Genomic DNA, 23,594 nt, shown 5'->3' with positions numbered 1-23,594 from the left:
GCGGTGCTCAGGGCCGCTGTGAGCATTCGGTAATTTCTTCGCAACGCATGCACGCGTGGAAGGAGTTACCCCGTGTCCTCAACCATCGATCCCGCGGCCACCGCCTGGCTGCTCATCAGCACGGCCATGGTGCTGCTGATGACGCCTGCGCTGGCGATTTTCTACGGCGGGATGGTGCGCTCGACCGGCGTACTCAACATGCTGATGATGAACTTCATCGCGATTCCACTGGTGACCGTGGTCTGGTTGCTCGCCGGTTACAGCCTCGCGTTCAGCGAGGATGCGGGCGGCGGTCTGATCGGTAATCTCGACCACTTCGGTATGGCCGGCATCGACCCGAATACCGTCCACGGCACGATTCCGGAACTGCTGTTCGCCACCTTCCAGCTGACCTTCGCGATCCTGACCGCGGCACTGGTCAGCGGCGCGATCGCCGATCGCGCGAAATTCTCCGGCTGGATGGTCTTCGTGCCGCTGTGGGCGCTGGTGGTCTACGTGCCGATCGCGCACTGGGTATGGGGTCCGCACGGCTGGCTGGCCTCCTTCGGCGCGCTCGACTACTCGGGCGGCATGGTCGTCGAGATCGCCTCCGGCGCGTCCGCGCTGGCGCTGGCGCTCGTGCTCGGCCCGCGCATCGGCTTCAAGACCGATGCGATGCGTCCGCACAACCTGCCGTTCGTGCTGCTGGGCGCGGGTCTGCTGTGGTTCGGCTGGTTCGGATTCAATGCCGGATCCGCGCTGACCGCGAACGGCGTTGCGGCGGCGGTATTCCTGAACACCTTGGTGGCCGGCTGTCTGGGCATGCTCGGCTGGCTCGCGGTCGAGCAGATCCGCGACGGTCGGCCGACCACCTTCGGTGCGGCCTCCGGCGTGGTGGCCGGACTGGTCGCGATTACGCCGTCATGCGGTTCGGTGAACACCCTCGGCGCGCTCATCGTCGGCCTCGCGGCCGGTGTGGTGTGTTCATTCGCGGTGGGCTGGAAGTTCAAGGCGGGCTATGACGATTCGCTCGACGTGGTCGGCGTGCACTTCGTCGGCGGCATTGTCGGCACGCTGCTGATCGGCCTGCTGGCGAATCAGGTGATGACCGGTGGCGTCGAGGGCCTGTTCTACGGCGGCGGATTCGCACAGCTCGGCAAACAGCTGGTCGGCGTGCTGGTGAGCGCGGCCTACGCGTTCACCGTCACCTTCGCACTCGGCAAGGGCATCGACCGGTTCGTCGGATTCCGGGTCAGCAAGGAAGACGAGACCGCGGGCATCGACTTCGCCCTGCATGCCGAGACCGCGTATGCCGAAGGCGTGCACGGACATTCGCCGCGGCGCTTCGGCGAGGGGCACTTCGGTCACCCGCACGGCGGCGATCACTGATCGACGTAGCAATAGCGCCACGACGCCTGGCTGACGTCACCACTGAATCGGTACGGACCGGCAAGATTCAGTAGGGCGAGAGCCAGGCGTTGCTGTTTCGGTTATCGACCTCCACTCGAAAGTGGTTGCTACGAAACCTCGCCCGAAGGAGCCTTCCAAGTGTTGCACTGGAACGTCCTGTCGTACTTGTGCCCCTGCGTGAACCAGTTGGCCTGGTTCTGCCCGGTGCCGTGATCGCGCGCGTCACCTTGCCGGTCGCCACGCCCGACCTGGTCCTGCGTGGCGCGAGTCAACTGTGCCGCGGTGAAGACGCCGTCGTACGTCGATGTGCCGACGTACATTCCGGAAAAGCAGTCCGCCTCCAGCTCGAAGCGGCGCGACAACTCCAGTCCCTGCGCACTGCGGGTGCCCGCCTCATTGCGCTCGGTATTCATCCGCTGCGATATCCCGGAGAGCGCCTGCACGTGATGACCATATTCGTGGGCGAAAACCGACAGATAGATCACCACGTCGTCGCCATACTTCTCGACCTGGATCTTGTCCAGGGGCATGTAGATCGTGTGGTTCGTCGAACAATAGAACGCCGCGAAACTGCTACTGGCCGTGGTACACGGGGATGTCGCGTCCGACGCTCGAGCGGGCACGCTCAGACCCGGACTGGAGAACGGGAGATTCGCGCCCTGCAAGGTGGGCCGCCACTTTTTGTCCAGGCAGTCGGCTGCGGCCTGGAAGAACCGGGTGGCCGCGGCGGTCGTCGCGGCCCAGGCCGGGTAGTCGCAGTCGACGTTGATCAGCCCACTGTTGTCGTCGCTGAACAGCGGATTCTCGCCGAGCTTGGCAACCGGTTGCGGCCCAGCGGGTTTCGTCGTGGTCGGCGCTGCCGCTCCCGTTGTGGACGGCGACGCGGCGCGCGATGTCGGGCTGGGTGATGAGGTCGTCGCCGACGTCGGCGGCGTGTAGGTGTAGCTGGGCGTCGGCGGGGGGTAGGCCGACGGACGGTGTCTGTTCTTCTCGTTATTCGCCGAAATCGCCGATGCGGCGAACAGTCCGACGACCACGACGATGACCGTCAGCACACCGAGCAGTGCACTGAGTCCCGCACCCGAACTCCGCCGCCGCGGCGGGTACGGACGCGGCGGATAACCGGGCCGCTGGTACGGCATCGGTGGACCGTACGGCGTCGCATTCGGTGCACCATAGGCGAGCGGATAACCAGGTGGCGGGCCATATCCCGGCTGAGGACCCGGCGGTGGCTGGTATCCGGGGGCGGGTTGATATCCGGGCGGCGGCTGATAGCCCGGTGCGGGTTGATATCCGGGCGGCTGAGGTCCGGGCGGCGGACCATAGCCGTAGGGCGGCTGCGTCATCCGCTCACGACACCGAACCGGCCGACGCGGTGAACGTATTGCACTGTGCCGCACGGTCCTTGTCCACGCCGATCTCGAACCAGGCCCCGCCGTTGGCCGCGGTGCCGTGATCACGCATATCGCCGCGCTGATCGCCGCGGCCGTGGGCATCGCGTCGGGCGAGGGTGATCTGCGATGTGGTCAGCGAACCGCCATTGGCCGAGGAGCCGAGGTACATTCCGTCGAAGCAGTTGGCCTGCAACTCGATTCGGCGCGACAACTCCAGACCCCTCTCACTGCGCACACCCGCGTCGACCCGATCACTATTGGCCTTGCGCAGGATTCCGGCCATCGCCTGCACATGATGGCCGTATTCGTGGGCGAAGACCGACAGGTAGACGATCCAGTTGTCCTTGAACAGGTCGGTCTGCAACTGGCTGATCGGCATGTAGATGGTCTTGTTCGCCGGGCAGTAGAACGCGGCGAAATTACTCGTCGAGCCGGTGCACGGCGTGGTGATGCCGTCGGTATTCGCGCTGACATTCAGCGTCGGCGATTGGAACGGCAGGTTCTTTTGCGCCAATATGGGTTTCCACGCCGACTCCAGGCAGTTCGCGGCCGTTTCGAAGAACTTGCGCGCGGTATCCACCTGCGTACCCCACGGCGCATAGGAGCACTTCGCCGGAATCAAGGTGGTGTTCGGATCGGTCAGCAGTGGATTGGTCCCGGTCTCCGATACGCCACCGCCGGAGTCCGGGGTGTAGGTCACGCTGGGGCCGGGACCCGATGCGGTGTTGCTGACCTTGCCGTGTGTGATCGCAATGCGCACCAGTCCGCCCGCCACCACGAAGACGACGATCAACAGCATGGCCACCCAGCCGCCACCGCCCTTGCGGCGCTGGGGTGGGCGTCCCGGCGGACCGTAGGGCGTCGGGGGCGGCATCGGCGCGCGCTGTCCGTATCCGGTCGCCGGATAACCGGGCTGCTGACCATAGCCCGGCGAACCATAGCCCGGCTGCTGGCCGTACCCGGGCGAATACCCTGGCTGCTGGCCATATCCGGGCTGCTGGCCGTAACCCGGCTGACCGGGCGCGGGACGATAGCCCGGCTGAGCATATGGCGAACCCGGCCCTGGACGCGGCGGAAGCGGTTGCCCACCAGGCGGAACCGGTCCATAACCGTACGGCGGTTGTGTCACTCCCCCGTACCCCCTCGTCTCAATCATCGCCGACAGTGTTGGCCTTGCGTCGCTCCCAGGTCCGTTCGTGGGTACGCCGCGCTGCCGCCTGCGGGCTCGTCGCTCGCGCCGGGCTGCTGACGCAGAATAGCAACTTGTCTAGAGTAGGCAGCCATGCTGACTTTTCGGGGGGGCGCCGCGAGCGCGCTACTTCTCGCCGCTGCGGGAATGCTGGCGGCCGCACCGGTTGCCCACACGGAGCCCGCAACCGATGGTGTGAATATCGTCGCCGATCTGAAACTGAGCCGGGACGGCGTGCTCGAGGTCACCGAGAAGGTGGTCGTGCCCGCCGCGGGCGGGTTCAAGATGACGCTGCCGCTGCGGCTGAAGGTGGGCCAGGACGTGGAACGCGTCTTCAAGGTCACCGATGTCGATACCACCGGCGCTGGCACCGCGACCGTGGCGAACGATCTGTTCACCATCGATGCCAAGCCCGGCGAGTCCACCTTCACCTACGCGATCCACAACACCGTCAGTGACGCGCCGGGCAGCCAGGTCTTCCGCTGGCTCGGCACGATCAATGCCGATGTCGCCTCGATCGACGCCTCCCTGATCAGCCCGAGCTACGAAATGGGCGTGGTGGACTGCAAACTCGGCCCGCCCGGAAATCTGCGGAAATGCTCCGATCTGCAGATCGAGGCGGACGGGGTGCTCTACTGGCAGCAGAGCGACCTGCACAAGGGCGACAATATCGACCTGACCCTGCAACTACCGCCCGGCACGGTGCCCGCCAACGCCGATATCCGCGACAACAGCGAAGCGGGTGCCTTCTCCTTCACGACTCCGGTGCTGGTCGCGTTCGGGGTACTGCTGCTCGCGCTGGCCGGACTAGCCGCCTACGTGCTCAAGGCTCGGCGGGAAAACGCCGCCGCCACAGCGGGTTCCGAGACGATCGACCCACTGCTGCGCGCTGGCAACCAGGTCCAGTTCACCTCCCCCGATGGCATTCTGCCCGGCGAGGCGGGCGTATTGCTCGACGAACATGTCGATCCTGGCGATATCGCGGCCACGGTGATCGACCTCGCGGTGCGCCGGTACCTCTGGATCACACCCATCGGCGACAGCGATTGGCGCATCAACCGGGTGAACGCACCCGATGATCAATTGCGCGATTACGAAAAGTCGGTCTACCGAACGCTATTGCCGGAGGGCACCGATTCGGTGACCGTCGGCGAATTGCGCGCGCCCGGCCGCGTGCAGGCCCAACCGGTGCGCGCCGCCATGCTCGCCGACGCGGTCGAGCGCGGCGCCTTCATCGATCGGGCCCGCATCGGTTTGCCGGTCCTGTTGGGTGCGGCGCTGATCGTCGGCGGTATCGCCGCGACCATTGCCCTGGCGCTCCTCTCGGGCAGCGCGCTGGTCGGTATCGCCATCCTGCTCGGTGGCATCGCGACCGCACTGCTGCCGCGATTCCTGCCGGTCCGCACGGCCCAGGGCCGCGAACTCGTCGGCCACGTCCGCGCACTGCAGCGTGGCCTCGATTCGACCAGCCGCGACCAGATCCCGCCCGCCGACCAGGAATTGGTCTTCTCCAGGGCGCTGCCGTTCATGGTGATCGGCGGCCGCGCCGACAACTGGATCCGCGCCTTCCGCGAGCTGAACCCCGCCGCCGACTCCCAACCCGGCCTCTACTGGTTCGGCAGCTTCGAACGCGACCGCAACCTCCAGCGCTTCGCAGGCCACTTCCCGTACTTCATCACCGCACTCGAGGGACTGTTCGCGAGCGGCCGCTGAACATCCAGCGCGCCAAGCCATTTCATCGCCCATCAGCCCAGCGAAGGCGGGCGGCTCGCATTCCGGTGTGATTGCATTGCTCCTGGCCGCCCGTGTACGTGTCCGGATGGGAGAGTGCGATGGAGTCGGAACTGCCGACCGTCGATCTGAACAAGACATTCGCGCAACGGTTTTTCGCTCCGCTCGGCATCGTGCTGGTGACGGTGACCGCCGCCGGGATCGGCTGGCTCGTCGTCGGCGGACTCGACCGCGGCCAGCGCGCGCTGTTCGTCACCGGACCCGCATATGCCCTGTGGCGCATGATGATCGGGATCACCGTCGCGGTCGCGGTCGCCGGAACCGTCTTCATCATGCCCGTGCTGCGTGAACTGCGCGCCCGATATCCGAGTGCGAGCCTATCGGCGCTGACCGCACTGTATCTGATCGCGATCGCGGGCACCGCCGCGGTGCCCCGGCTGTTCTGGGGTCGGATCGAACCGAGCACGGTGCGAATCGGCATCGCGCTGGTGCTGGTCGCCGTCGCGATGTGGCCTGCGGTCGCCGTCATTTGGGTTGTGCGTGCACGGGTTCGGTTCCTCGCGCAGCAGCCGGTGGACTCACTCGTGGCAACGACCGCATACCGGATCGAAGAAATCAGATCGTTGCGCGCTGCCCTGATCACGGCGCTGACGATCCTGGCAATGGTCGTGTCGATCAGCGTGCTCAATACCGGTCAGCTACGCAATGCGCGGATCGCCGCCGGTACAGCAGCGGATATACCACCCACCTATGCACTGCTGTACGGAGCCGTGCTCGCCGGGCTGCTGGCGGTCCTCTTTGTTCCGGTCCATCTGTCATGGCAGGCGGCCGGTACCCGGATACTCGACGCGTCGTATCCCATCGTCCGCACCGATGCCGCGGGTGATCCGCGATTGCCCGATGACGAGTGGAGAGCGGGACGCGATCGACTCACCGAGTTGATGGGCTTGGCCAATACCGCAACAGCACAGTTCCGCGCGGCCTTCACGACATTGGCGCCATTTCTGACAGGTCTTCTCGCCTACTTTCTGAAGTAGGCGAGAAGACCTGATGTGGAACTGTCAGTCGCTCAGTGCGGTACGGCGGATCGCCGCGAGCGGGTCGGCGTAGAGGACGCTGAGCGAGGTGACGACGGCCGCGAATTCCTGGACCTTGCCGCCGAATCCGCTGATGCGGATATCGGTGGGTGGGAGTTGGGAGGACTGGGCGAAGGCGCGGGCCACGTGCGCGACTGCGGGGCGGTAGCCGGTGAAGGCCTGGCCGCCGAGGATTACGCGGTCCGGGTTGAGCATGTCGCGGACCATCGCGACGGTGTGTCCGAGGATGGTCGCGCGCTCGGCGAGCAGTTCCCGCGCACCCTCGGCACCCGACTCGGCGGCGCGATACAGGTCGGCGATGGTGGTGCCGCCGGTGCCCTTGTGCGCCGGAATGATTCCGCGCCCAACGGCTCTGGCGTGCAGCGACCGATCGCCGACGGTCACCTCCAAGCAGCCGCGGCGGCCGCAGGTGCATTCGACATCGGAGCCGGTCGGCAAGTGCGCGACCGAACCGGGACCGCTACTCGGGGTGTGTACCCGGCCATCCAAAGTCACTGCGACACCGGCGGTTTCACGGACATAGAAGTACAGACTGCTACCCGGACCGCCGGTGCGCACACCATTGCGATCCGCATCCTTCGGTTCGCCGGTCGGCAACAGCAGCTCCGAGGCCGCCATGGCCTCGACGTGCGGGGCCACCGAGACCGGCAGTTCCAGCACCTCGCCGAGCACCGAACCGACCTGCGCACCCTGCCAGCCCAGCTTGGGATGGTCGACGACACCGGTCAGCGGATCGACCCGCCCACCGATCGCCACTCCGGCCCACAGTGGTTTGCGCCGATGCCAGCGCTGCAAGAACGCCTTTGCGCTGCGCGCGACGGTCATGGTCGCGAAGTCCTGACCGGTCTGCGGGGTGGCGATCGCCAGGCCGCCGAGAATTCGTCCGCGCAGGTCGGCCGCGACGATCTTGGTGACCGCGGCGCCGATATGGATGCCGAGGGTCAGATAGGCCTCGTGGTCGATTTCGAACGGAACCCGCGGACGTCCGACCGCACCCGACGCGGTCAGGTCGGGGCGCTCGCGTAGCAGACCGGCGGCCAACAGTGCCGACACCTGACGGTTGACCGTCGCGATGCTCAAACCCGTTGTGCGCGCGGCATTGTCACGGGAGATCGGGCCGCCGGTCGCGGTGCGCAGCACGGCCGCCGCCGGATTGTCGGCGATGCGCAGTTCCGGCGCGACGACGGGACGCTGAACACGGACACGACCGGTGACGACCCTGGAGGCGGATCGATCAAGGGTGGGGAGAGACATATGAAGGTTCCTTGCTGAAGTCCCGTATGACGGGACATGCCTACGCGTGCGGCGGCTGGGCAGCGCACGAGCCGAAAGAACGGCTCAGCTGCAGCAGGAACAACACAATTCGCGAGTCAACGGCAGTCGCAGACCCAGTGCGGCGGTCACATAGGTGACCCGCAGTGCGGTCGGACGGCTCGAAGACATGGGATCAAAGTTAACACCGAAATCGCGGTGTACCAAGCCCTGCCAGTGGCACGCGACCTCGCCCAATGCGTGTTTCGCATCGAAATCCTTGCCGCGCATCATGTTCCGATCATACTGTGGCCCAGCGCACCATATGTCCGAAAACGCCGAATGGGGGTCGCCATGTGGCGACCCCCATGGGGTGACTGGCTCGCCCGGTTACGGGCCGTTCGCTCGCTACGATCAGACCGCTTCGGCGACCAACTGACGACGGGCCAGCAGTGCGGTGGCCGAGGCGATCAGTCCGACCAGCGCGACGACGGTGACCAGGTACAGTCCGGGCCGGTACTGCGCGATGCTGGTGGCGGCGCCACCGCTGATCAGACCGGTGACCACGGCCAGCACGACCGCCCCACCGATCTGGCCCGAGGTCTGCACCAGCCCCGAGGCCAATCCCTGCTCGTGGTCGGCGATGCCCTCGGTGGCCTGCACCATCACCGAGGAGAACCCGAGCGCGAAGCCGAGGCCGAGCAGCAGGAATGCGGGCAGGTAGTCCAGCACGTAGTTCGGGTCGGCGCTGCCGCCGAAGGAGATGAACCAGACGTAGCCGATCACGAACGAGGTCATCGAGGCGATGATCATCGGCGTGGTGCCGTAGCGGTCGATCAGCTTGCCCGCGACCGGCGAAAGGATCGCCACGATGATGCCCGTCGGCGCCAGGGCGAGCGCCATTTTCAGCGGCTCCCACCCCAGGGTGTTCTGCAGGTAGAGCGACACGATCGTCTGGAAGCTGATGTAGGAGCCGAAGATGGCCAGCGCGGCCAGGTTGGCCCGGACGATCGACCTGACCTTGAAGATGCTCAGCCGAACCAGCGGGTGGGCGACCTTGTTCTCCACCACGAAGAACGCGCTCAGCAGGGCGATGGCGATAACCGCGGTGGCGACAACGCTTGCGGTCAGGCCCTTTTCGGGTGCGGTGACGATGGTGTAGACGGCGGCCAGCATGCCACCGGTCAGCAGTGCGGCGCCCGCGAAGTCGATGCGGCCCTGCTCCTTCTCGATATTGCGCGGCACCACGAAGTAGGCGGTGAGCACGACGGCCGCGACGACCAGCACCGGGACGTAGAAGGTCAGTCGCCAGTCGATGCCGGTGAGCAGGCCGGAGACGATCAGACCGGAGGCGTATCCGGTGGCGCCGAAGACCGTGAAGATCGACAGCGCGCGGTTGCGGTCGTGGCCTTCCTTGAAGGTGGTGGTGATGATCGAGAGCGCGGCCGGTGCGGTGAACGCGGCGGCGATGCCCTTGATGATGCGGCTGGCGATCAGCAGCGCACCGTCATCGACCAGGCCGCCCGCGAGTGAGGCGAGTCCGAAAACCACCAGGGCGGTGAGGAATACCTGCCGACGACCGAGCAGATCGGCGGCTCGTCCACCCAGCAGCAGCAGGCCGCCGTAGCCGAGGATGTAGCCGTTGACGATCCACTGCAGGCTCTCGGTGTTCAGGCCGAGTTCGGATCCGATGGACGGGAGGGCGACACCGACCATGGAGACGTCGAGTGCGTCGAGGAACATCGCCAGTCCGGCGACGAACAGCACGGCCCACAGCGTCGGGCCCCAACGCCCGGGGGTGTGCTCGGTAGATGCGGCGGTCCGGGTCTCGGATGCGGTAGCTGTCATAGTCACGTCGAGTAATTTAGATGCGTATGCATTAAATGTCAACGCAAGTAATGCGCGCACATAAAAGACCTGGTCATGATCTTGCCGGGAGCACGGCGGAGGCCCCTTACCGCACGGAAAGGCCCCGCCCAGTCGAGAGGTACTGGGCGGGGCCTGTTTCCGTGGCGACGGTGGGAGCCACGGATGCCGTGACCGGCGGATTCGACCTACTTGGCGGGGGCGAACGGCTGGTTGATCGTGGCGAAGTATTGGATCGCCGCACCGATTGCGACCGGAGCCGTGATCAGGATCTGACCGGCCAGGGTGCCCAGCGCACCGACGGCGATGATGCCGCCGAGGCAGCCGATGGCGGCGGCCGGAATGAACGGACCGAACAGGCCGACGATGGTGGCCGAGGCGACCGTCGCACCGGCGATACCACCGAGCACGCAGCCGACCGCACCACCCGCGAGACCACCGACCAGCGTGCCGATCGTGGCGCCCGCCGAGATGGTGCTCGTCAGCCGGGTCCAGGCCGCGACCTCACGGTCGTACGGGGTCTTCCACGGCGCCTGGTCCTCGTAAGGCAGCGCGACCGGCTTGTAGACCGCGTGCTCGCGGTCGATCTGCGGGGTCAATGTCGCGGTGCGATCGGAAATCTGTGCGGCGATCGGGAATTCGAAGTCGTCGATGCTGAACTTCAGCGGGGTCCCCGCGAGTACGGCGCCATTGGCCGCCTTGATTTTGAAGACCCCATCCTCGACAGCCAGCGAACCCGCGTCGGTCTTGATGATCGATGAATCGTTGACCGCCTCGGCGGTGAAATTGATTGCGCCATTGTCGCTTTCGGACGCGTCCGGGGCAGCCCCGGAGGTACCCGCGGCGACTCCGGTCGCCACGGTCACCAGCGCCGCGACGACGGCGAGCTTCCTCATCCTCATGTACTGCATTCCCTCATCTAGGTGTTGCTCTCGAGGGAAAGCATCGATGAGAAATCAATCGGGCACGAGGGAAAAATGCAGGCAGATTCCAATAGGGCAAATCCGGAGCGACCTCAGGACTTCTTGGCGGCGGCCTTCATCTGCTTCTTGAATGCCCGCACTTCCAACAGCGATTCGCCGTCGACGATATCGGCGGCCGAGCGACGAGAACCCTGCTCGGAGTAGGCGCCTGCCGCCGTCTCCCAACCCTTCGGCCGCACGCCGAGCTGCTTGCCGAGCAGGGCGAGGAAGATCCTGGCCTTCTGATCGCCATAGCCGGGAAGGTCCTTCAGTCGGCGCAGCACCTCTTTGCCATCCGGATCGCCCTGCGTCCAGATCTGTTCGGTCTTGCCGTCGTAGTTCTCGACCACGTACCGAGCGAGCTCCTGGGTCCGGCGGGCCATGGACCGGCCGTAGCGGTGGATGGCGGGCGGCGTGGCGCACAGCTCCTCGAACGCCTCGGTATCGGCGTCGGCGATCCGCTGGACATCGAAGCCGTCCATCCGGTCCGCGATCTTCTTCGGCCCGCGGAAGGCGTGTTCGAGCGGGAACTGCTGATCCAGCAGCATGCCCGTCAGCAGCGCGAAGGGATCCTCGGAAAGGAGTTTGTCGGCCTCCGGTTCCTGCGCGAGACACAGCTTGACAGTCGCGGACTTCGCTTTGGCCACGGGACTTCCTTTCGCTGGTGCAGCGCCGGCGACTGCTTGCGGGTCGCTCGAAAAGGTCGGCCTCCCGATCATCTCACTCGACGCCGCTGGCGACTGCTCGCAGGTCGCCGGAAAAAGGTCGGTCATGTGGCCCACCCCACCCGGATGGGTGGTATGACCTAATCGTGATGGAGATCACAGATCTACCGTGCGGGGCGCTCGACCCCCAAGTAGGCTCTGCGCATGCCTCAGACGACGGCAATACCTAGAGACGGAATCGGGCCCATGAATATGCAGGGGTTGCGCCCGGATCGCTTCGACAGCGCGGGCCAGGATCAATTGGTGGACGTGCGCGATCTACAGGCCGCGCTGCCCGGCATTCGGCGGCTGCGCACGTGGGCACATGAAGCATTGGCGCTGCAGCCCGGCGAGAGTGCGGTCGATATCGGATCGGGCACCGGTTCGGAGGTCATGGCGTTCGCGGACGCGGTCGGCCCGACCGGCGCGGCGATCGGTGTCGAACCCGATCCACAACTGCTCGCATCCGCCGAACGCCGGGCCGAACAGGCCGGGTCGACGGCCAAATTCCACTCCGGCGACGCCTACGGGCTGCCCTTCGGCGCGGATACCTTCGACACCGCACTGTGCGAGCGGGTATTCCAGCATCTGACCGCACCCAATCGCGCGGCCAATGAGATCGCGCGGGTGCTCCGGCCCGGCGGTCGGGTTGTGGTGGTGGACAGCGACTGGGGCACCGCGATCGTGCACCCGGGCGACCGCCGGGTGGTTCGCGAGGTCGTCGACACACTGATCGACGCGACCACCAACCCGTTCTCCGGCCGCCGACTGCCCGGACTGCTGACCAAGGCGGGCCTGGTGGTCGACGACATCGGCTCGCACGCTCTGGTACAGGATCGGACGGTCGGCGCCGGCTCGCTGGTCAACCGGATCTCGGCCATGGCGGTGGCGCGCGGATCCATTACCGAGGCGCAGCGCGATCAGCTGATCGCGGATCTGGAGCGGGGCGCCGAAAGCGGCGATATCCACCTATCGGTCACCATGTTCGCCGTGCTGGCCCATAAACCCCGCTGAATCGCGGCCGTCGAACGAGGTAGTCCAGGCGGACCTGATCCGGTTCCGAAATGCGATGGGCGCGTACCGATCCGGTACGCGCCCATCGCATTCTTCGACTAGTTTCCGAGCAGCTTCTCGGTGGCCGCCAAGAGCACACAGGTGGCCAGACCGTCCATCGCCTTCTCCAGTTCCGGCAGCTGCGGGAAGCTGGGGGCGATGCGAATGTTCTTGTCCTCCGGATCATTCCGGTACGGGAAGGCCGAACCCGCCGCGGTGAGCGCGATTCCGGCGTCCTTGGCCAGCGCGATCACCCGGGCCGCGGTGCCTTCCAGCACATCGAGGCTGATGAAGTAGCCGCCCTTCGGCTCGGTCCAGGACGCCACCTTGGATGCGCCGAGCCGGTCCTCCAGGATCTTCAGCACCAGTGCGAATTTCGGCTCCAGGATGGCGCGGTGCTTCTGCATATGCGCGCGCACGCCGTCGGCATTCTCGAAGAAACGCAGGTGGCGCAGTTGGTTGATCTTGTCCGGCCCGATGCTCTTCTTCGCAGCGTGGCCGAGGTACCAGTTCAGGTTCGGCGTGGACGCAGCGAGGAAACTGACGCCCGCGCCAGCGAAGGTGATCTTCGAGGTGGACGCGAAGACTATGGGCCGGTTCGGATTTCCGGCCGCGGCCGCCATGCCCAGCACATCCAGGACCGGCGCGGCGGTATCGGTCAGCGGGTGCACCGCGTAGGCGTTATCCCAGAACAGCCGGAAGTCCGGCGCCGCGGTCGGCATCGAAACCAGTTCCCGGACAACGTCCTCGGAGAAGATGACACCGGTCGGGTTGGAGTAGTTCGGCACCGCCCACAGTCCCTTGATCTGTGGATCGTTCGCCACCAGCTCGGCGATGGCGTGCACATCCGGACCGTCGTGACGGATCGGAATCGGAATCATCTCGAAGCCGAGGGCCTCGGTAATGGCGAAGTGCCGGTCATAGCCCGGACTGGGACACAGGAACTTCAAGGTGGGCTCGGCCACCCAGCGCCGCTCCGAGTCCGGGGTGCCGTACAGCAGTGCGTAGGTGATCACATCGTGCATCAGCTCGAGGCTGGCGTTATTGCCCGCGATCAGGTTCTCGACCGGAATGCCGAGCAGCTCACCGAAGATCGCGCGCAGCTCCGGGAGACCGTGCAGCCCACCGTAGTTGCGGCAGTCGGTGCCGGTGCCGTCCTTGAAGTCGCCCGCACCGGGCAGCGAAAGCAGTTCGGCGGAGAGGTCGAGTTGTTCCGGCGAAGGTTTTCCCCGGGTGAGGTCCAGCGTGAGCTTCTCGGTCTTGAGCCTCGCGTAATTCGCGGTCTGGATCTCGTGTTCGGACACGAGCTCCGGATTGCTCATCAAACCGATCTGCGTTTGCCGGGGCATCCTGGGCAGCCTTTCGAAGGAGCTAAGGGGTGATTGACGTCCGAACCGATGTGCCGCGGTCGGACCGCTGATCCGGCCGAGCGCGTTGGACGTCCGGCGGACCGTGTTCACGTTACCCGGCGGTTGCTCCGAATTGGAGTGAAAATAGGGGACCCCGCGCACCCGGCAGAGCCCGTTGACCCTTGCTGCCTTCCGGCCCTGGGGGAGTTCACAGGATGCGCGCCGCGCGGGATCCGTTAGCAAGTGTAGCGGGCAGATCCGACAACGATCACCACCGGGTGGACCGCACCCGGTCGAAACGGGGCCGAACTGGGACTTCCCCGCCCCGACCAGCCCCAATTTGGTGACCGGCCGGGTGTACCCGGTATGCTGCTGCACGGAGGATTCGCCTAGTGGCCTATGGCGCTCGCCTGGAACGCGGGTTGGGTTAACGCCCTCAGGGGTTCAAATCCCCTATCCTCCGCCACAAACAGCAGGTCAGGACAATTTTCATTGTCCTGACCTGCTGTTTTTCGTTGACGGGCAATGAGATCCTGGCCGCGCTGCCTGCAAACCGTCACCCGTTCTCGGAACCGAGGCCGTGCTGCCGCTCGGCGCAAGACATAGGGCCCCCGGGATTCAGCTCCGACTGCCCGGCAAGTCCGACCGAGTCATGTTCATTCTTGCGGCGTGGCTGGTCGACGGTGGACATGCGCACCCACGATCCAGGGTGCTCAACAGCCCGGAATGTCCTGGTGAGGGCCTTGATTCGGACCTGTCACGGCGTGCTCGGCCATCCAAGACGCCCCGTGATCCGAATGCGAATCAACAAGGTCTCTGCACGGTGAAAGGTAATAGATGGGCACAGCCAAGCACAGGAAAGTCAGTCCGCGGCAACAGAAGGTGGGGTCGATGGTGGTGGCGGGAGCGGTTCCCGTTGTTCTCACTCTGGTGGGTAGCAGCGGAACCGCGAACGCCGAGCCCGGCCGGCACGCACCGGTCAGCCAGACCGAACACGGCGGCCACGTTGCCTTCGTGGCCGACGACACGGATTCCGGCGAGGAGTCCCCCGCCGTGCAGCTAGAGCAGACGGAGCAGTCCCAGGACTGGCCCGACGCCTACGTGCCGAATGTGCGCCCGTACCGGGGAATGCGAATCCCGGACAACACGCGCAGTTCGCTGCAGTGGGCGCGGCCGGTACCGAAATACGAATATCTGTCGCCGGTCGAGTCCCTGCACGGCCCGATCCCGGTCGCGCCGGTGCCGCCGATCGCGCCGCCGCCGGGCATGTTGCGTTTCGGCAACGTGCAGGTCGAGGCGCCGGATTGGCTGCCGCGGGAGCCCGCCATCCAACTCAACGACGCCGCGGCGGTCACCGAGGCCGATCTCGCAACGTTCTTCGACTCGGTCGGTATGGAACGCACTCGCTCCGATCGTGTTGCGAGTCAGACCGTCGGCTCCGCGGCGCTCGGTGCTGCCGCAGGAGCGGTGGTGGCGAGCCCGTTCGCACTGATCGGCGCCGGTGTCGGCGGTGCACTCGGTATGGCGATCGGCTTGCCGTTCGCACCGATCGGGCTCGCCGCGGGGCCCATCGGCGCCGCATACGGTGCGGCCATCATGGCGGCACCGCTCGCCGCCATCGGCGCGGGAATCGGCGGAGGTCTCGGCGCAATGCAGGCCCTCACCGCACCCCCGCGAGCCCTCGGCCCAGCCGATGCCGCCACAGCCGAAGCCGCGACCGATTGACAGACGTTCCACTTTGTCGAACAGGTCGCGACACCGGCTGAAATGCACCGGCAGATATATCGGCTCCGGCACGCGGCCCCTTTGGCCTGTCGATTTGTGACAAGTCAAAGGGGCCGAGGGTGCCGCCGCATCGGCACAGCGACACCGGAGCCATCGACTCGGCGCGGCGGTTCGCGCGCATATCGGGTGGATTCAGGTGTCGGGACGCTGGTGGCGACCGGCGCCACGCGCCTAGGATCAGGTGCGTCGGGGGATGGACAGCTCGACGAATCGGCGAGTCGGACCCGCGCGATGAACTCGCCGGAAGAAGGCACGATGGTTACCACAAAGACCGCCGCCGATACCGGTCGGCGGCTCGCGGCGGTCGCGCTGGTCGGGGCTGCGATGACGATTCCGATGGTGTCGGTTCCGGCCATGGCGGCACCGGCGCCCGCACCCGGTGTAGTGCGCACCGATCACGATGGCTTTGACGACCGCTACGACCTTCGAGACATCGATCGCTGGCAGGGTGATCGGTGGGACAGCGACAAGTGCAAAGGCTGGGACTCGAAACATCTCTTCCCGCCAGGTTGGGGCTTCTTCCCGCCGGGCTGGGGCATCCCTCCGGGCTGGGGCTCGAACAATTTCTTCCCCGGCTGGTTCGGCAGTAGCTGACCGAACGGATCCGCACGTCGCGCTGCCGGAAACGAGTCCACTCGGCGATGTCGACCGAGGCGGCCTCATCGCCGGGTGCATGCCCGGACACTGCCCTCGGGTCCTCGACCTTTGATATGGAAGCCGAGCGCCCGCGTCCGCGACTGCGAGCCGAAGGCGCGCAGCCGGGCTGTCAAGGGGTGAACCAGCGCCGAATTCGGGTGGCGGCGAATTCGGCCTTCTCCCTGGCGAGTTCGACAGAGGGCCCGATGAACGGTGCGACCGGCCTTGGCCCGGAGAGGAAGTCGGCGTCGACCTTGCCGACGAGGCCGCCCCCGAATTCGATATAGCAGGAGCCTTGGCCGAGATACTTTCCGGGCGCGGGCGTTTCGCGCAACTGCGCGACAATGTGCGCCGCGACCGTGCGGGCGGCGTTCTCGGCGAACACCCCGGCCCGCGGCACCGGTGCGTCCGCGCAGTCACCAACGGCATAGACACCCGGATACGGCGTGGCGAGCGTTCGCGGGTCGACGTGGATCCAGCCATCGCTGCCGTCGACGGTCAGCCCGGAGGCCGCGACCACGGGCGGGGCACAGTGCGTCGGGATGCCGATGAACAGGTCATATGCGAGATCGCCCGCGCGAGTGGTCGCGATATGTTTCTCCGGATCGAGGGCGCGGACGCGCCGCCCCGGCGAGTATTCGATCCCCCGTTGCGCGAGGGCCTCGACGAGCGCGGCGGAGGTGTCCGCGGAAACGGGGATCGGTGAGTCCATCGGGGAGAGCACGTGCATGCGGGTGCGGTCGCGGATGCCACGGCGGCTCAGCAGTTCGTGCAGCAGCATCGCGCCCTCGTAGGGTGCGGGCGGGCATTTGAACGGCACGCTCAACACCGCGATCAGAATGGTTCCGCCGTCGAATCGGGCCAGCCGATCGCGCAGTCGGCACGCTCCGTCGATCGAGTAGTACTCGTGACCGTCCTCGACAAAGCCGGGAGTGGCAGCCGGATCGTATGCGGCGCCCAACGCGACCACGAGGAAATCCGGTTCGTAGTCGGCGGCGTCGGTGACGACGTGCCGGGTGCGCGGATCGATCGATACGACCTTTTCCTGCCGGAACTCGACCCCGGGCCGGGCGAGCTCGTCGTAACGGATGCGTACGGATTCCGGCGTCCGGCCGCGAAACAGGATCTCCAGTTTCGCGAAACCGAAGGTGAAACCGTCATTCCGGTCGATGAGCAGCACCCGGACCGCACCGGGCAATGACTCGGACAGGCAGGCGGCCAGCTCCAGCCCGCCGAACCCGGCCCCCAGAATGAGCACCATCGGCGTTCGCATGTTGTTGGCGGTGGACATCGCACGCTCCTCACCGGTTGCGGTCAATGCCTGGTCGAATATTCAGTTGTAGGTTCGTGACCAGCCGCTGGATTCGACGGAATGTCGAGCTGGTTTCGGAGAGTCGCAGCAGGCCCGACCGCGCTTCGGGGCGTGCCGACGGCGAAGCGGTGAACAGGTCATGATCGGGTTCTTTCTCGAACCGTGCTGGCGGCGAGGCTCACCGATAGTCCGTCGTTCAAGAGCGGTATTGGTTGCCCATCCATTGTGCGCGCCGGGGTGGCGGGATGGAACCCGGCTGGTGCCCCGCCAACCTGACCCGGTACCGCCGCTCGGATCCGATCACCGCGCCGAGGCCGACACCACCGCGGCACCGTCGCCGTGCTGGCCGGAGCAGTGCCCAGGGGCCGCGGCGCATGCCGCCACCGAAGGGTCCGTGGACGGTCATGGCCAGCCGGGAGATCGATGCCTTCCCAGGGCGGGCTCAGCCCGATGTCTGTCTCGCACAGTCGAATACCTCGTCCAGCGCGTCACGCAACAGCTCGGTATAGGTATCGATGTCCGGCACGGCGGCAGCGTCGGCATGGACCGAGACGGTGACGGTGTCACCTAGGCCGTGGACACCATGGGTCAGCTGCATCACCGACCCGATCGCCGGAAAACCGCCGGTGAAGCGGACACGAGCGCCACCGAAGGTCAGATCGGCGGGGCCGCGATGAACGCTCGAGACCACGGTGTTTCCGGCTATCGAATCGGGGACGGTATCGATCGGATAGCGATCGACATCGCGACGCAGCAGCGGAGCGGGAGTGACGGCGGTGACGCGGTCCTGCGCGGTCAGCAGTGGATGGTCGGCACGGATGCGGCGAGCGGCGAGCGCGGCGGCGATCTTGTTCGCGCGGACCAATGGGTCCGGCTCATCGATGAACAGGTCGACGCCGAGGCTGCGGTAGTTATTGCGGGCCGCAATCCGATTGCCGGACAATGCCATGGGCACCTGGGCTCCGAGTCGGTCCACTGGTTCGCCCCGCGCCGTCAGGTAGCGATCGAGCGCGATCGAGACGGCGGTCAGCACGACCACGGTCACGGTGTGACCCGCGCCCCGCATCCGCTCGGCATCGCAGACGATCATCCGTACCCGATGGCCGTCGGCATCGCTGTGCAGCGTGCCCGTCCGGTTCACCAAACTCGGCGTGAAACCGGGCCCCGGCTCCGGAATCCTTCCCGCAGTGGTCAATTCGGCCAGCTCCCGCTGCGCCCGGAAAGCCCGATAGCCCAGGACGACCGTGCGAACGAAGCGCAGCGGCATCCGCACCAGCGCCAACGCCGAATGCAGATGTATGGCATCCACCGACGCCAATTCCATTGCCGCAGTACCGATTCCTCGACCACCAAGGCCTGGCGCACCGGCAACCGAATCGCTCGCCGCGGCAACCGGCTCGACCGGATCGGATTCGGCGAACAACGCCCTGGCGATCGCGGCCCCGCGCCGCCCATCGGCCAGCGCATGCGATAGCTGCAGCACGACCACCATCGCCGATCCCGACCCGCCCCACGGCGCACCGTCGATCCCACGGAACACGTGCAGCCGCCACGGCCGCACCGCCGCGTCCACACCGGTACCGAGCAGTTTGCCGAGGGCCGTGCACACACCCGGCCAATTCGCTTCCGAAAGGAAATGTTCCACAAATTGCTCGGCACGGAAATCGCACCGAACCCATGACGGATAGTCCACATCTCCCGGCAGCTCGCGCAGCCGGACGCGCAGATCGGCAATGCGCGCACTGCGGCGCGCCACGAACTCGCGCAGTTCCGCGCTCGGACGCCCGGAATCATCGAAGCAATAGAGCAAGAACAGGTCATTACGAGTGCGACTGGACAGCCAGTACATCGTCGCGTCCTGGGCCGCCAACGTACTCACGACACGACGATATGGCACCCCCTAGCGGGGGCAACGGGCGGCACCGGCAAGAACTGAAAGATCTTGTTCCACATTGCCGTCGCGAAAGCTATCGATTCCGGCCCGAACCCTTGCTACCGTCTGTAGTAGAAGACAATCCACCACTCACCCAGTGCGGGGGTGTCGGCCATGGCTATTGACGTAGGTCGGATGGCAAGCGAACAAGCCAATGCCTTCGACGAGCGATATCGGGCCGCGGCGTTCGTCAAGCGGTCGATCAATAAGGTGTTCCCGACCCACTGGTCGTTCCTACTCGGCGAGATCGCGCTCTACAGCTTCATCATCCTGGTGCTGTCCGGCACCTTTCTGACGCTGTACTTCGATCCATCGATGGCCGAAGTCACCTACAACGGCGCCTACCAGCCGCTGCGCGGTGTAGGTATGACTCGCGCCTACGAGACGGCGCTGAACATCTCCTTCGAGGTCCGCGGCGGACTGTTCGTGCGCCAAGTACACCATTGGGCAGCACTGCTCTTCGCGGCCTCGATCATCGTGCACCTGTTCCGGATCTTCTTCACCGGCGCGTTTCGCAAGCCGCGCGAGGCGAACTGGGTGCTCGGCTCGCTTTTGCTGATCCTGGCCATGTTCGAGGGGTACTTCGGCTACTCGCTGCCCGACGACCTGCTCTCGGGCACCGGCCTGCGGGCGGCGTTCTCCTCCATCACGCTCAGCATTCCGATCATCGGCACCTGGATGCACTGGTTGATGTTCGGCGGCGACTACCCGGGCGAGATCATCATTCCGCGCCTGTTCATCGCGCACGTGCTGCTGTTCCCCGGCATCATGCTCGCGCTGATCGCCGCGCATATCGCGCTGGTCTGGTATCAGAAGCACACTCAGTTCCCGGGCCCCGGCCGCACCGAACGCAATGTGATCGGCACCCGCATCGTGCCGGTGTTCTCCCTGGATCAGGGCGCTTTCTTCGCGTTCACGCTCGCTGTCGTCGCGCTGCTCGGCGGCCTACTGCAGATCAACCCGATCTGGGCCTTCGGCCCCTACAAGGCGTCGCAGGTCTCCGCGGGCACCCAGCCGGACTTCTACATGATGTGGACCGACGGCATGATGCGCCTGATCCCGCCATGGGAGCTCTATCCGGGCCGCTATACCGTGCCCGCACCGTTCTGGGGTGCGGTGATCATGGGTCTGGTGTTCACGGTCCTGATCGCCTATCCGTGGATCGAACGCCGCCTGACCAGGGACACCGTGCACCACAATCTGCTGCAGCGCCCGCGCGACGTACCGGTCCGGACCGCGATCGGCGCAATGGCGATCACTTTCTACGTGGTACTGACGCTGTCCTGCGTGAACGACATCATCGCCTACAAATTCGAGGTCTCGCTGAACGCGACCACCTGGGTCGGCCGGATCGGCATTCTGACCCTGCCGGCGGTGGCCTACTACGCCGCCTATCGCATCTGCCTCGGCCTGCAGCGCAGTGACCGCGCGGTGCTGGAGCACGGCATCGAGACCGGCATCATCAGGCGACTGCCGGACGGGGAATACATCGAGATCCACCAGCCACTGGGTCCGGTCGACGAGCACGGTCACCCGATTCCGTTGGAGTACCAGGGCGCACCGGTACCGAAGAAGATGAACCAGCTCGGTTCGGCGGGTCAGCCGGGCACCGGCGGATTCTTCCGCGCCGATCCATGGCAGGAGTCCCGGCAGCACAGGGAAACCGAGCACGAGGAGGAGCGCAAGCAGCTCGCCGTCCTACGCGCGGTCCAGGACCAGGCCAACGGCGACGGACAGGCCCACTGAAAACAACAGGGCCACAACGGAAAAGGCCCCTGACGGAAAAGACCCCTGATAACCCGCGAAGGCCCCGAGTCCGTGCCGACCCGGGGCCCGTGCTGATTGGTTCAGACGTGACTGTTGATCAGGCGCGTCCGAACTCCCCCTCTGACACCCCGGTTAGGAATGCGTCCCACTCACCTGGCGTGAACGCCAACAACGGACCATAGCCGTTGTCCTTGGTGTCGCGAACCGCCACTTTGCCGTCAACGAGAAAAGCCACTTCCACGCAGTTCCCGTCGGGGCCACTGTATGTGCTCTTGCGCCACACAGCTCCCGTCAAGTCAACCTCCACGGCACTAGCTCCTTTGCTGCGTCGAGAACGAGAATATTCTTCTGACATCGTTCTAACTAGCACCGGCATCCGGCGCGGAACGCCGAATCCCGCGGTGCGCCTTGCCAAAGCGCGCGACTTTCACGGTGCGTCGTGATCGCACTGCACTTCGAGGCGATTTATCCTCGCGGGGTCGCCCCCGCGCGCTAAACCCTAGCAGGTTCAACGGGAATTTGCCGATCTCTTGCCCATTCCATCATCGCATTTGCCAATCTTGCGAAGATGAAGTGTTGCGGAGACATTGCCGGTAGATGACATTCATTCCCATATTTGCTGGGCAGCAAACATTTTGCGGATGTGATTGCTCCGTGATCCGTCAATAAATCCAGGTCGACCCGATCCGTGTGGACGCCTCCGGCAGCGGCCGTGGATGATGGGCCTCATGGTCGAACGCCCCCGCGACGAGGCAGGTCGCGCCCGCAATCCTCGCCCGCGCGACCGATTCGGGCGGCCGCTGCCGGTCGGCAGCGTCGGGGTGCCGCGAATTCCGGATGATCTGAATCTGCCACCCCAGCAAACCCTTTCGTACGCCCAGCAACTGCTGGATGACGGCCTGGCATTCAACGCACACGAGGTATTGGAGGCCGCATGGAAGAACGGACCGTTCGCCGAAAGGATGCTGTGGCAGGGTCTCGCACAATACGCGGTCGGTCTCACCCACATCCAGCGGGACAATCCCAAGGGCGCGCGCACGCTGCTCACCCGTGCGGTGACGCGACTGCGCGCTTACGCGCCGGATTCGAGCACCCCGCTGCCATATGGCATCGATAGCGCCGGTCTGATCGCGCACGCCGAGACACTGCTGGCCGCGCTGGAGCGCGGCACCCCGATCCCCGCGGACCGACTCATGCCGCACCTGCGGATCCGGTGATCCGGCCCGCAGCCCTACCATGGCAAACGTGCCCGCAACCACCCGTACTCCGGCAGGTAGGTACGCGCCGAGCCCATCCGGCGATCTGCACCTCGGAAATCTGCGCACGGCCGTGCTGGCCTGGCTGTTCGCCCGGTCGACCGGACGACGCTTCGTGATCCGGATCGATGATCTGGATCGGGTGCGGCCGGGGGCCGAGCAGCGCCAGTTGGCCGATCTCGCGGCGATCGGATTGGACTGGGACGGTCCGATCGTTCGGCAGAGCGACCGACTGTCCCACTACGCCTCGGCCATCGATCGGCTCACCGCCGCCGGACTCACCTACGAGTGCTATTGCACCCGAAGGGAAATCCAGCAGGCCGCGACCGCACCGCACGGACCGGTCGGCCACTACCCCGGCACCTGCCGCGACCTGACCGAGGCCCAGCGAGCCGCACACCGCACCGACGGCCGTCCGGCCGCGCTGCGCCTGCGTGCGCAGGCAGGCGAATTCGAGTTCGTCGACGAATTGCACGGGCGCTACCACGGTCCGGTCGACGATGTCGTGTTGCGGCGCGGCGATGGAGTTCCGGCATACAACCTGGCCGTCGTCGTCGACGATGCCGAACAGGGCATCGATCAGGTGGTCCGCGGCGACGATCTGCTGCCGTCGACGCCGCGCCAGGCCTACCTCGCCACCCTGCTCGAACTCCCGGTTCCGCGGTACGCGCACGTGCCGCTGGTATTGAACGCGCAGGGCAAGCGACTGGCCAAACGCGACGGCGCGGTAACACTCGGCGACCAACTCGCCCTTGGGAACACACCCGATCAGGTGGCGGCGGCGCTGGCCTGTTCGCTCGGCTATCCCCCGGTGTCGCCCGCCGAGCTGCTCGACGGATTCGACCCGGCCCTTCTGCCCGACGAACCGTGGATACTCGACGAGAATGGGTTGTTGCAACCCGCGCGATGTCCGTAACGTA

General features: G+C 65.9%; 20 protein-coding genes, 1 tRNA gene and 1 other RNA gene. 10 read left to right on the top strand and 12 right to left on the bottom strand.

The window, feature by feature from the left end:
- Positions 1–72 precede the first annotated feature (72 nt).
- Positions 73–1,368, top strand: a complete 1,296-nt coding sequence (locus ACQP0C_RS01845; protein WP_433729946.1) for an ammonium transporter — start codon at positions 73–75, stop codon at positions 1,366–1,368.
- 128 nt (positions 1,369–1,496) lie between these two features.
- On the opposite strand, the gene ACQP0C_RS01840 is transcribed toward ACQP0C_RS01845, so the two are convergent.
- Both ACQP0C_RS01840 and ACQP0C_RS01835 read right to left on the bottom strand, forming a co-directional pair.
- Positions 1,497–2,531, bottom strand: coding sequence for a neutral zinc metallopeptidase (locus ACQP0C_RS01840; protein WP_433729944.1), 1,035 nt, complete (start codon positions 2,529–2,531; stop codon positions 1,497–1,499).
- Between the two features lie 208 nt (positions 2,532–2,739).
- Positions 2,740–3,939, bottom strand: a complete 1,200-nt coding sequence (locus ACQP0C_RS01835; protein ID WP_433729942.1) for a neutral zinc metallopeptidase — start codon at positions 3,937–3,939, stop codon at positions 2,740–2,742.
- 126 nt (positions 3,940–4,065) lie between these two features.
- On the opposite strand from ACQP0C_RS01835, the gene ACQP0C_RS01830 reads away from it, so the two are divergent.
- Together ACQP0C_RS01830 and ACQP0C_RS01825 are read left to right on the top strand one after the other, a co-directional pair.
- Positions 4,066–5,685: a DUF2207 family protein gene (locus ACQP0C_RS01830; protein ID WP_433729940.1), complete on the top strand. Its 1,620-nt coding sequence runs from the start codon at positions 4,066–4,068 to the stop codon at positions 5,683–5,685.
- A 119-nt stretch (positions 5,686–5,804) separates the two neighbouring features.
- Entirely contained in the window at positions 5,805–6,740 is a 936-nt protein-coding gene (locus tag ACQP0C_RS01825; protein ID WP_433729939.1) for a hypothetical protein, read from the top strand.
- A 24-nt stretch (positions 6,741–6,764) separates the two neighbouring features.
- On the opposite strand, the gene ACQP0C_RS01820 is transcribed toward ACQP0C_RS01825, so the two are convergent.
- From ACQP0C_RS01820 to ACQP0C_RS01800, 5 genes are all read right to left on the bottom strand, one after another.
- Entirely contained in the window at positions 6,765–8,054 is a 1,290-nt protein-coding gene (locus ACQP0C_RS01820) for an ROK family protein (protein ID WP_433729937.1), read from the bottom strand.
- An 84-nt stretch (positions 8,055–8,138) separates the two neighbouring features.
- Positions 8,139–8,345, bottom strand: coding sequence for a hypothetical protein (locus tag ACQP0C_RS01815; protein ID WP_433729935.1), 207 nt, complete (start codon positions 8,343–8,345; stop codon positions 8,139–8,141).
- A gap of 120 nt (positions 8,346–8,465) precedes the next feature.
- Complete coding sequence (locus ACQP0C_RS01810) at positions 8,466–9,899, bottom strand: MFS transporter (protein ID WP_433734389.1); 1,434 nt, start codon at positions 9,897–9,899, stop codon at positions 8,466–8,468.
- A gap of 206 nt (positions 9,900–10,105) precedes the next feature.
- Complete coding sequence (locus ACQP0C_RS01805; protein WP_433729933.1) at positions 10,106–10,819, bottom strand: hypothetical protein; 714 nt, start codon at positions 10,817–10,819, stop codon at positions 10,106–10,108.
- Positions 10,820–10,932: 113 nt separating this feature from the next.
- Positions 10,933–11,526: an HhH-GPD-type base excision DNA repair protein gene (locus ACQP0C_RS01800; RefSeq protein WP_433729931.1), complete on the bottom strand. Its 594-nt coding sequence runs from the start codon at positions 11,524–11,526 to the stop codon at positions 10,933–10,935.
- A 222-nt stretch (positions 11,527–11,748) separates the two neighbouring features.
- On the opposite strand from ACQP0C_RS01800, the gene ACQP0C_RS01795 reads away from it, so the two are divergent.
- Entirely contained in the window at positions 11,749–12,597 is an 849-nt protein-coding gene (locus tag ACQP0C_RS01795; RefSeq protein ID WP_433729929.1) for a methyltransferase domain-containing protein, read from the top strand.
- Positions 12,598–12,695: 98 nt separating this feature from the next.
- On the opposite strand, the gene ACQP0C_RS01790 is transcribed toward ACQP0C_RS01795, so the two are convergent.
- Both ACQP0C_RS01790 and ffs read right to left on the bottom strand, forming a co-directional pair.
- Positions 12,696–13,985 carry an aminotransferase class I/II-fold pyridoxal phosphate-dependent enzyme gene (locus tag ACQP0C_RS01790; RefSeq protein ID WP_433729927.1) on the bottom strand — a complete coding sequence of 430 codons (1,290 nt, stop codon included), beginning with the start codon at positions 13,983–13,985 and terminating at the stop codon, positions 12,696–12,698.
- 143 nt (positions 13,986–14,128) lie between these two features.
- Positions 14,129–14,223: signal recognition particle sRNA small type (ffs, locus tag ACQP0C_RS01785), an RNA gene on the bottom strand.
- Between the two features lie 140 nt (positions 14,224–14,363).
- Here ffs and ACQP0C_RS01780 point away from each other — a divergent pair.
- The 3 genes from ACQP0C_RS01780 (at position 14,364) to ACQP0C_RS01770 (ending at position 16,364) form a co-directional block, all read left to right on the top strand.
- Positions 14,364–14,451: transfer RNA gene (locus tag ACQP0C_RS01780), tRNA-Ser, on the top strand.
- Positions 14,452–14,876: 425 nt separating this feature from the next.
- Positions 14,877–15,710, top strand: coding sequence for a hypothetical protein (locus ACQP0C_RS01775; RefSeq protein ID WP_433729925.1), 834 nt, complete (start codon positions 14,877–14,879; stop codon positions 15,708–15,710).
- Between the two features lie 315 nt (positions 15,711–16,025).
- A complete protein-coding gene (locus tag ACQP0C_RS01770) occupies positions 16,026–16,364 on the top strand; it encodes a hypothetical protein (protein WP_433729923.1) in 339 nt (112 codons plus the stop codon).
- Positions 16,365–16,536: 172 nt separating this feature from the next.
- Here ACQP0C_RS01770 and ACQP0C_RS01765 read toward each other — a convergent pair whose 3' ends face one another.
- Both ACQP0C_RS01765 and ACQP0C_RS01760 read right to left on the bottom strand, forming a co-directional pair.
- Complete coding sequence (locus tag ACQP0C_RS01765) at positions 16,537–17,697, bottom strand: NAD(P)/FAD-dependent oxidoreductase (protein WP_433729921.1); 1,161 nt, start codon at positions 17,695–17,697, stop codon at positions 16,537–16,539.
- A 463-nt stretch (positions 17,698–18,160) separates the two neighbouring features.
- Positions 18,161–19,597 carry a WS/DGAT domain-containing protein gene (locus tag ACQP0C_RS01760; protein ID WP_433729919.1) on the bottom strand — a complete coding sequence of 479 codons (1,437 nt, stop codon included), beginning with the start codon at positions 19,595–19,597 and terminating at the stop codon, positions 18,161–18,163.
- 168 nt (positions 19,598–19,765) lie between these two features.
- On the opposite strand from ACQP0C_RS01760, the gene qcrB reads away from it, so the two are divergent.
- Positions 19,766–21,397: a cytochrome bc1 complex cytochrome b subunit gene (qcrB, locus tag ACQP0C_RS01755; RefSeq protein ID WP_433729917.1), complete on the top strand. Its 1,632-nt coding sequence runs from the start codon at positions 19,766–19,768 to the stop codon at positions 21,395–21,397.
- A gap of 118 nt (positions 21,398–21,515) precedes the next feature.
- Here the strand turns inward: qcrB and ACQP0C_RS01750 are convergent, their stop codons facing one another.
- Positions 21,516–21,725, bottom strand: coding sequence for a DUF397 domain-containing protein (locus ACQP0C_RS01750; protein ID WP_433729915.1), 210 nt, complete (start codon positions 21,723–21,725; stop codon positions 21,516–21,518).
- A gap of 421 nt (positions 21,726–22,146) precedes the next feature.
- Between ACQP0C_RS01750 and ACQP0C_RS01745 the strand changes: the two genes are divergently transcribed.
- Positions 22,147–22,635, top strand: coding sequence for a DUF309 domain-containing protein (locus ACQP0C_RS01745; RefSeq protein ID WP_433729913.1), 489 nt, complete (start codon positions 22,147–22,149; stop codon positions 22,633–22,635).
- Positions 22,636–22,654: 19 nt separating this feature from the next.
- The gene (gluQRS, locus tag ACQP0C_RS01740) at positions 22,655–23,590 is read left to right on the top strand and encodes a tRNA glutamyl-Q(34) synthetase GluQRS (protein WP_433729911.1); all 936 of its coding nucleotides are present in this window, start codon (positions 22,655–22,657) and stop codon (positions 23,588–23,590) included.
- Positions 23,591–23,594 lie beyond the last annotated feature (4 nt).

The sequence above is a fragment of the Nocardia sp. CA-129566 genome (assembly GCF_050956075.1).
GTDB lineage: Bacteria > Actinomycetota > Actinomycetes > Mycobacteriales > Mycobacteriaceae > Nocardia.
The sequence above is the reverse complement of the archived record's forward strand: the minus strand, read 5'-3'. Positions and strand labels throughout refer to the sequence as shown.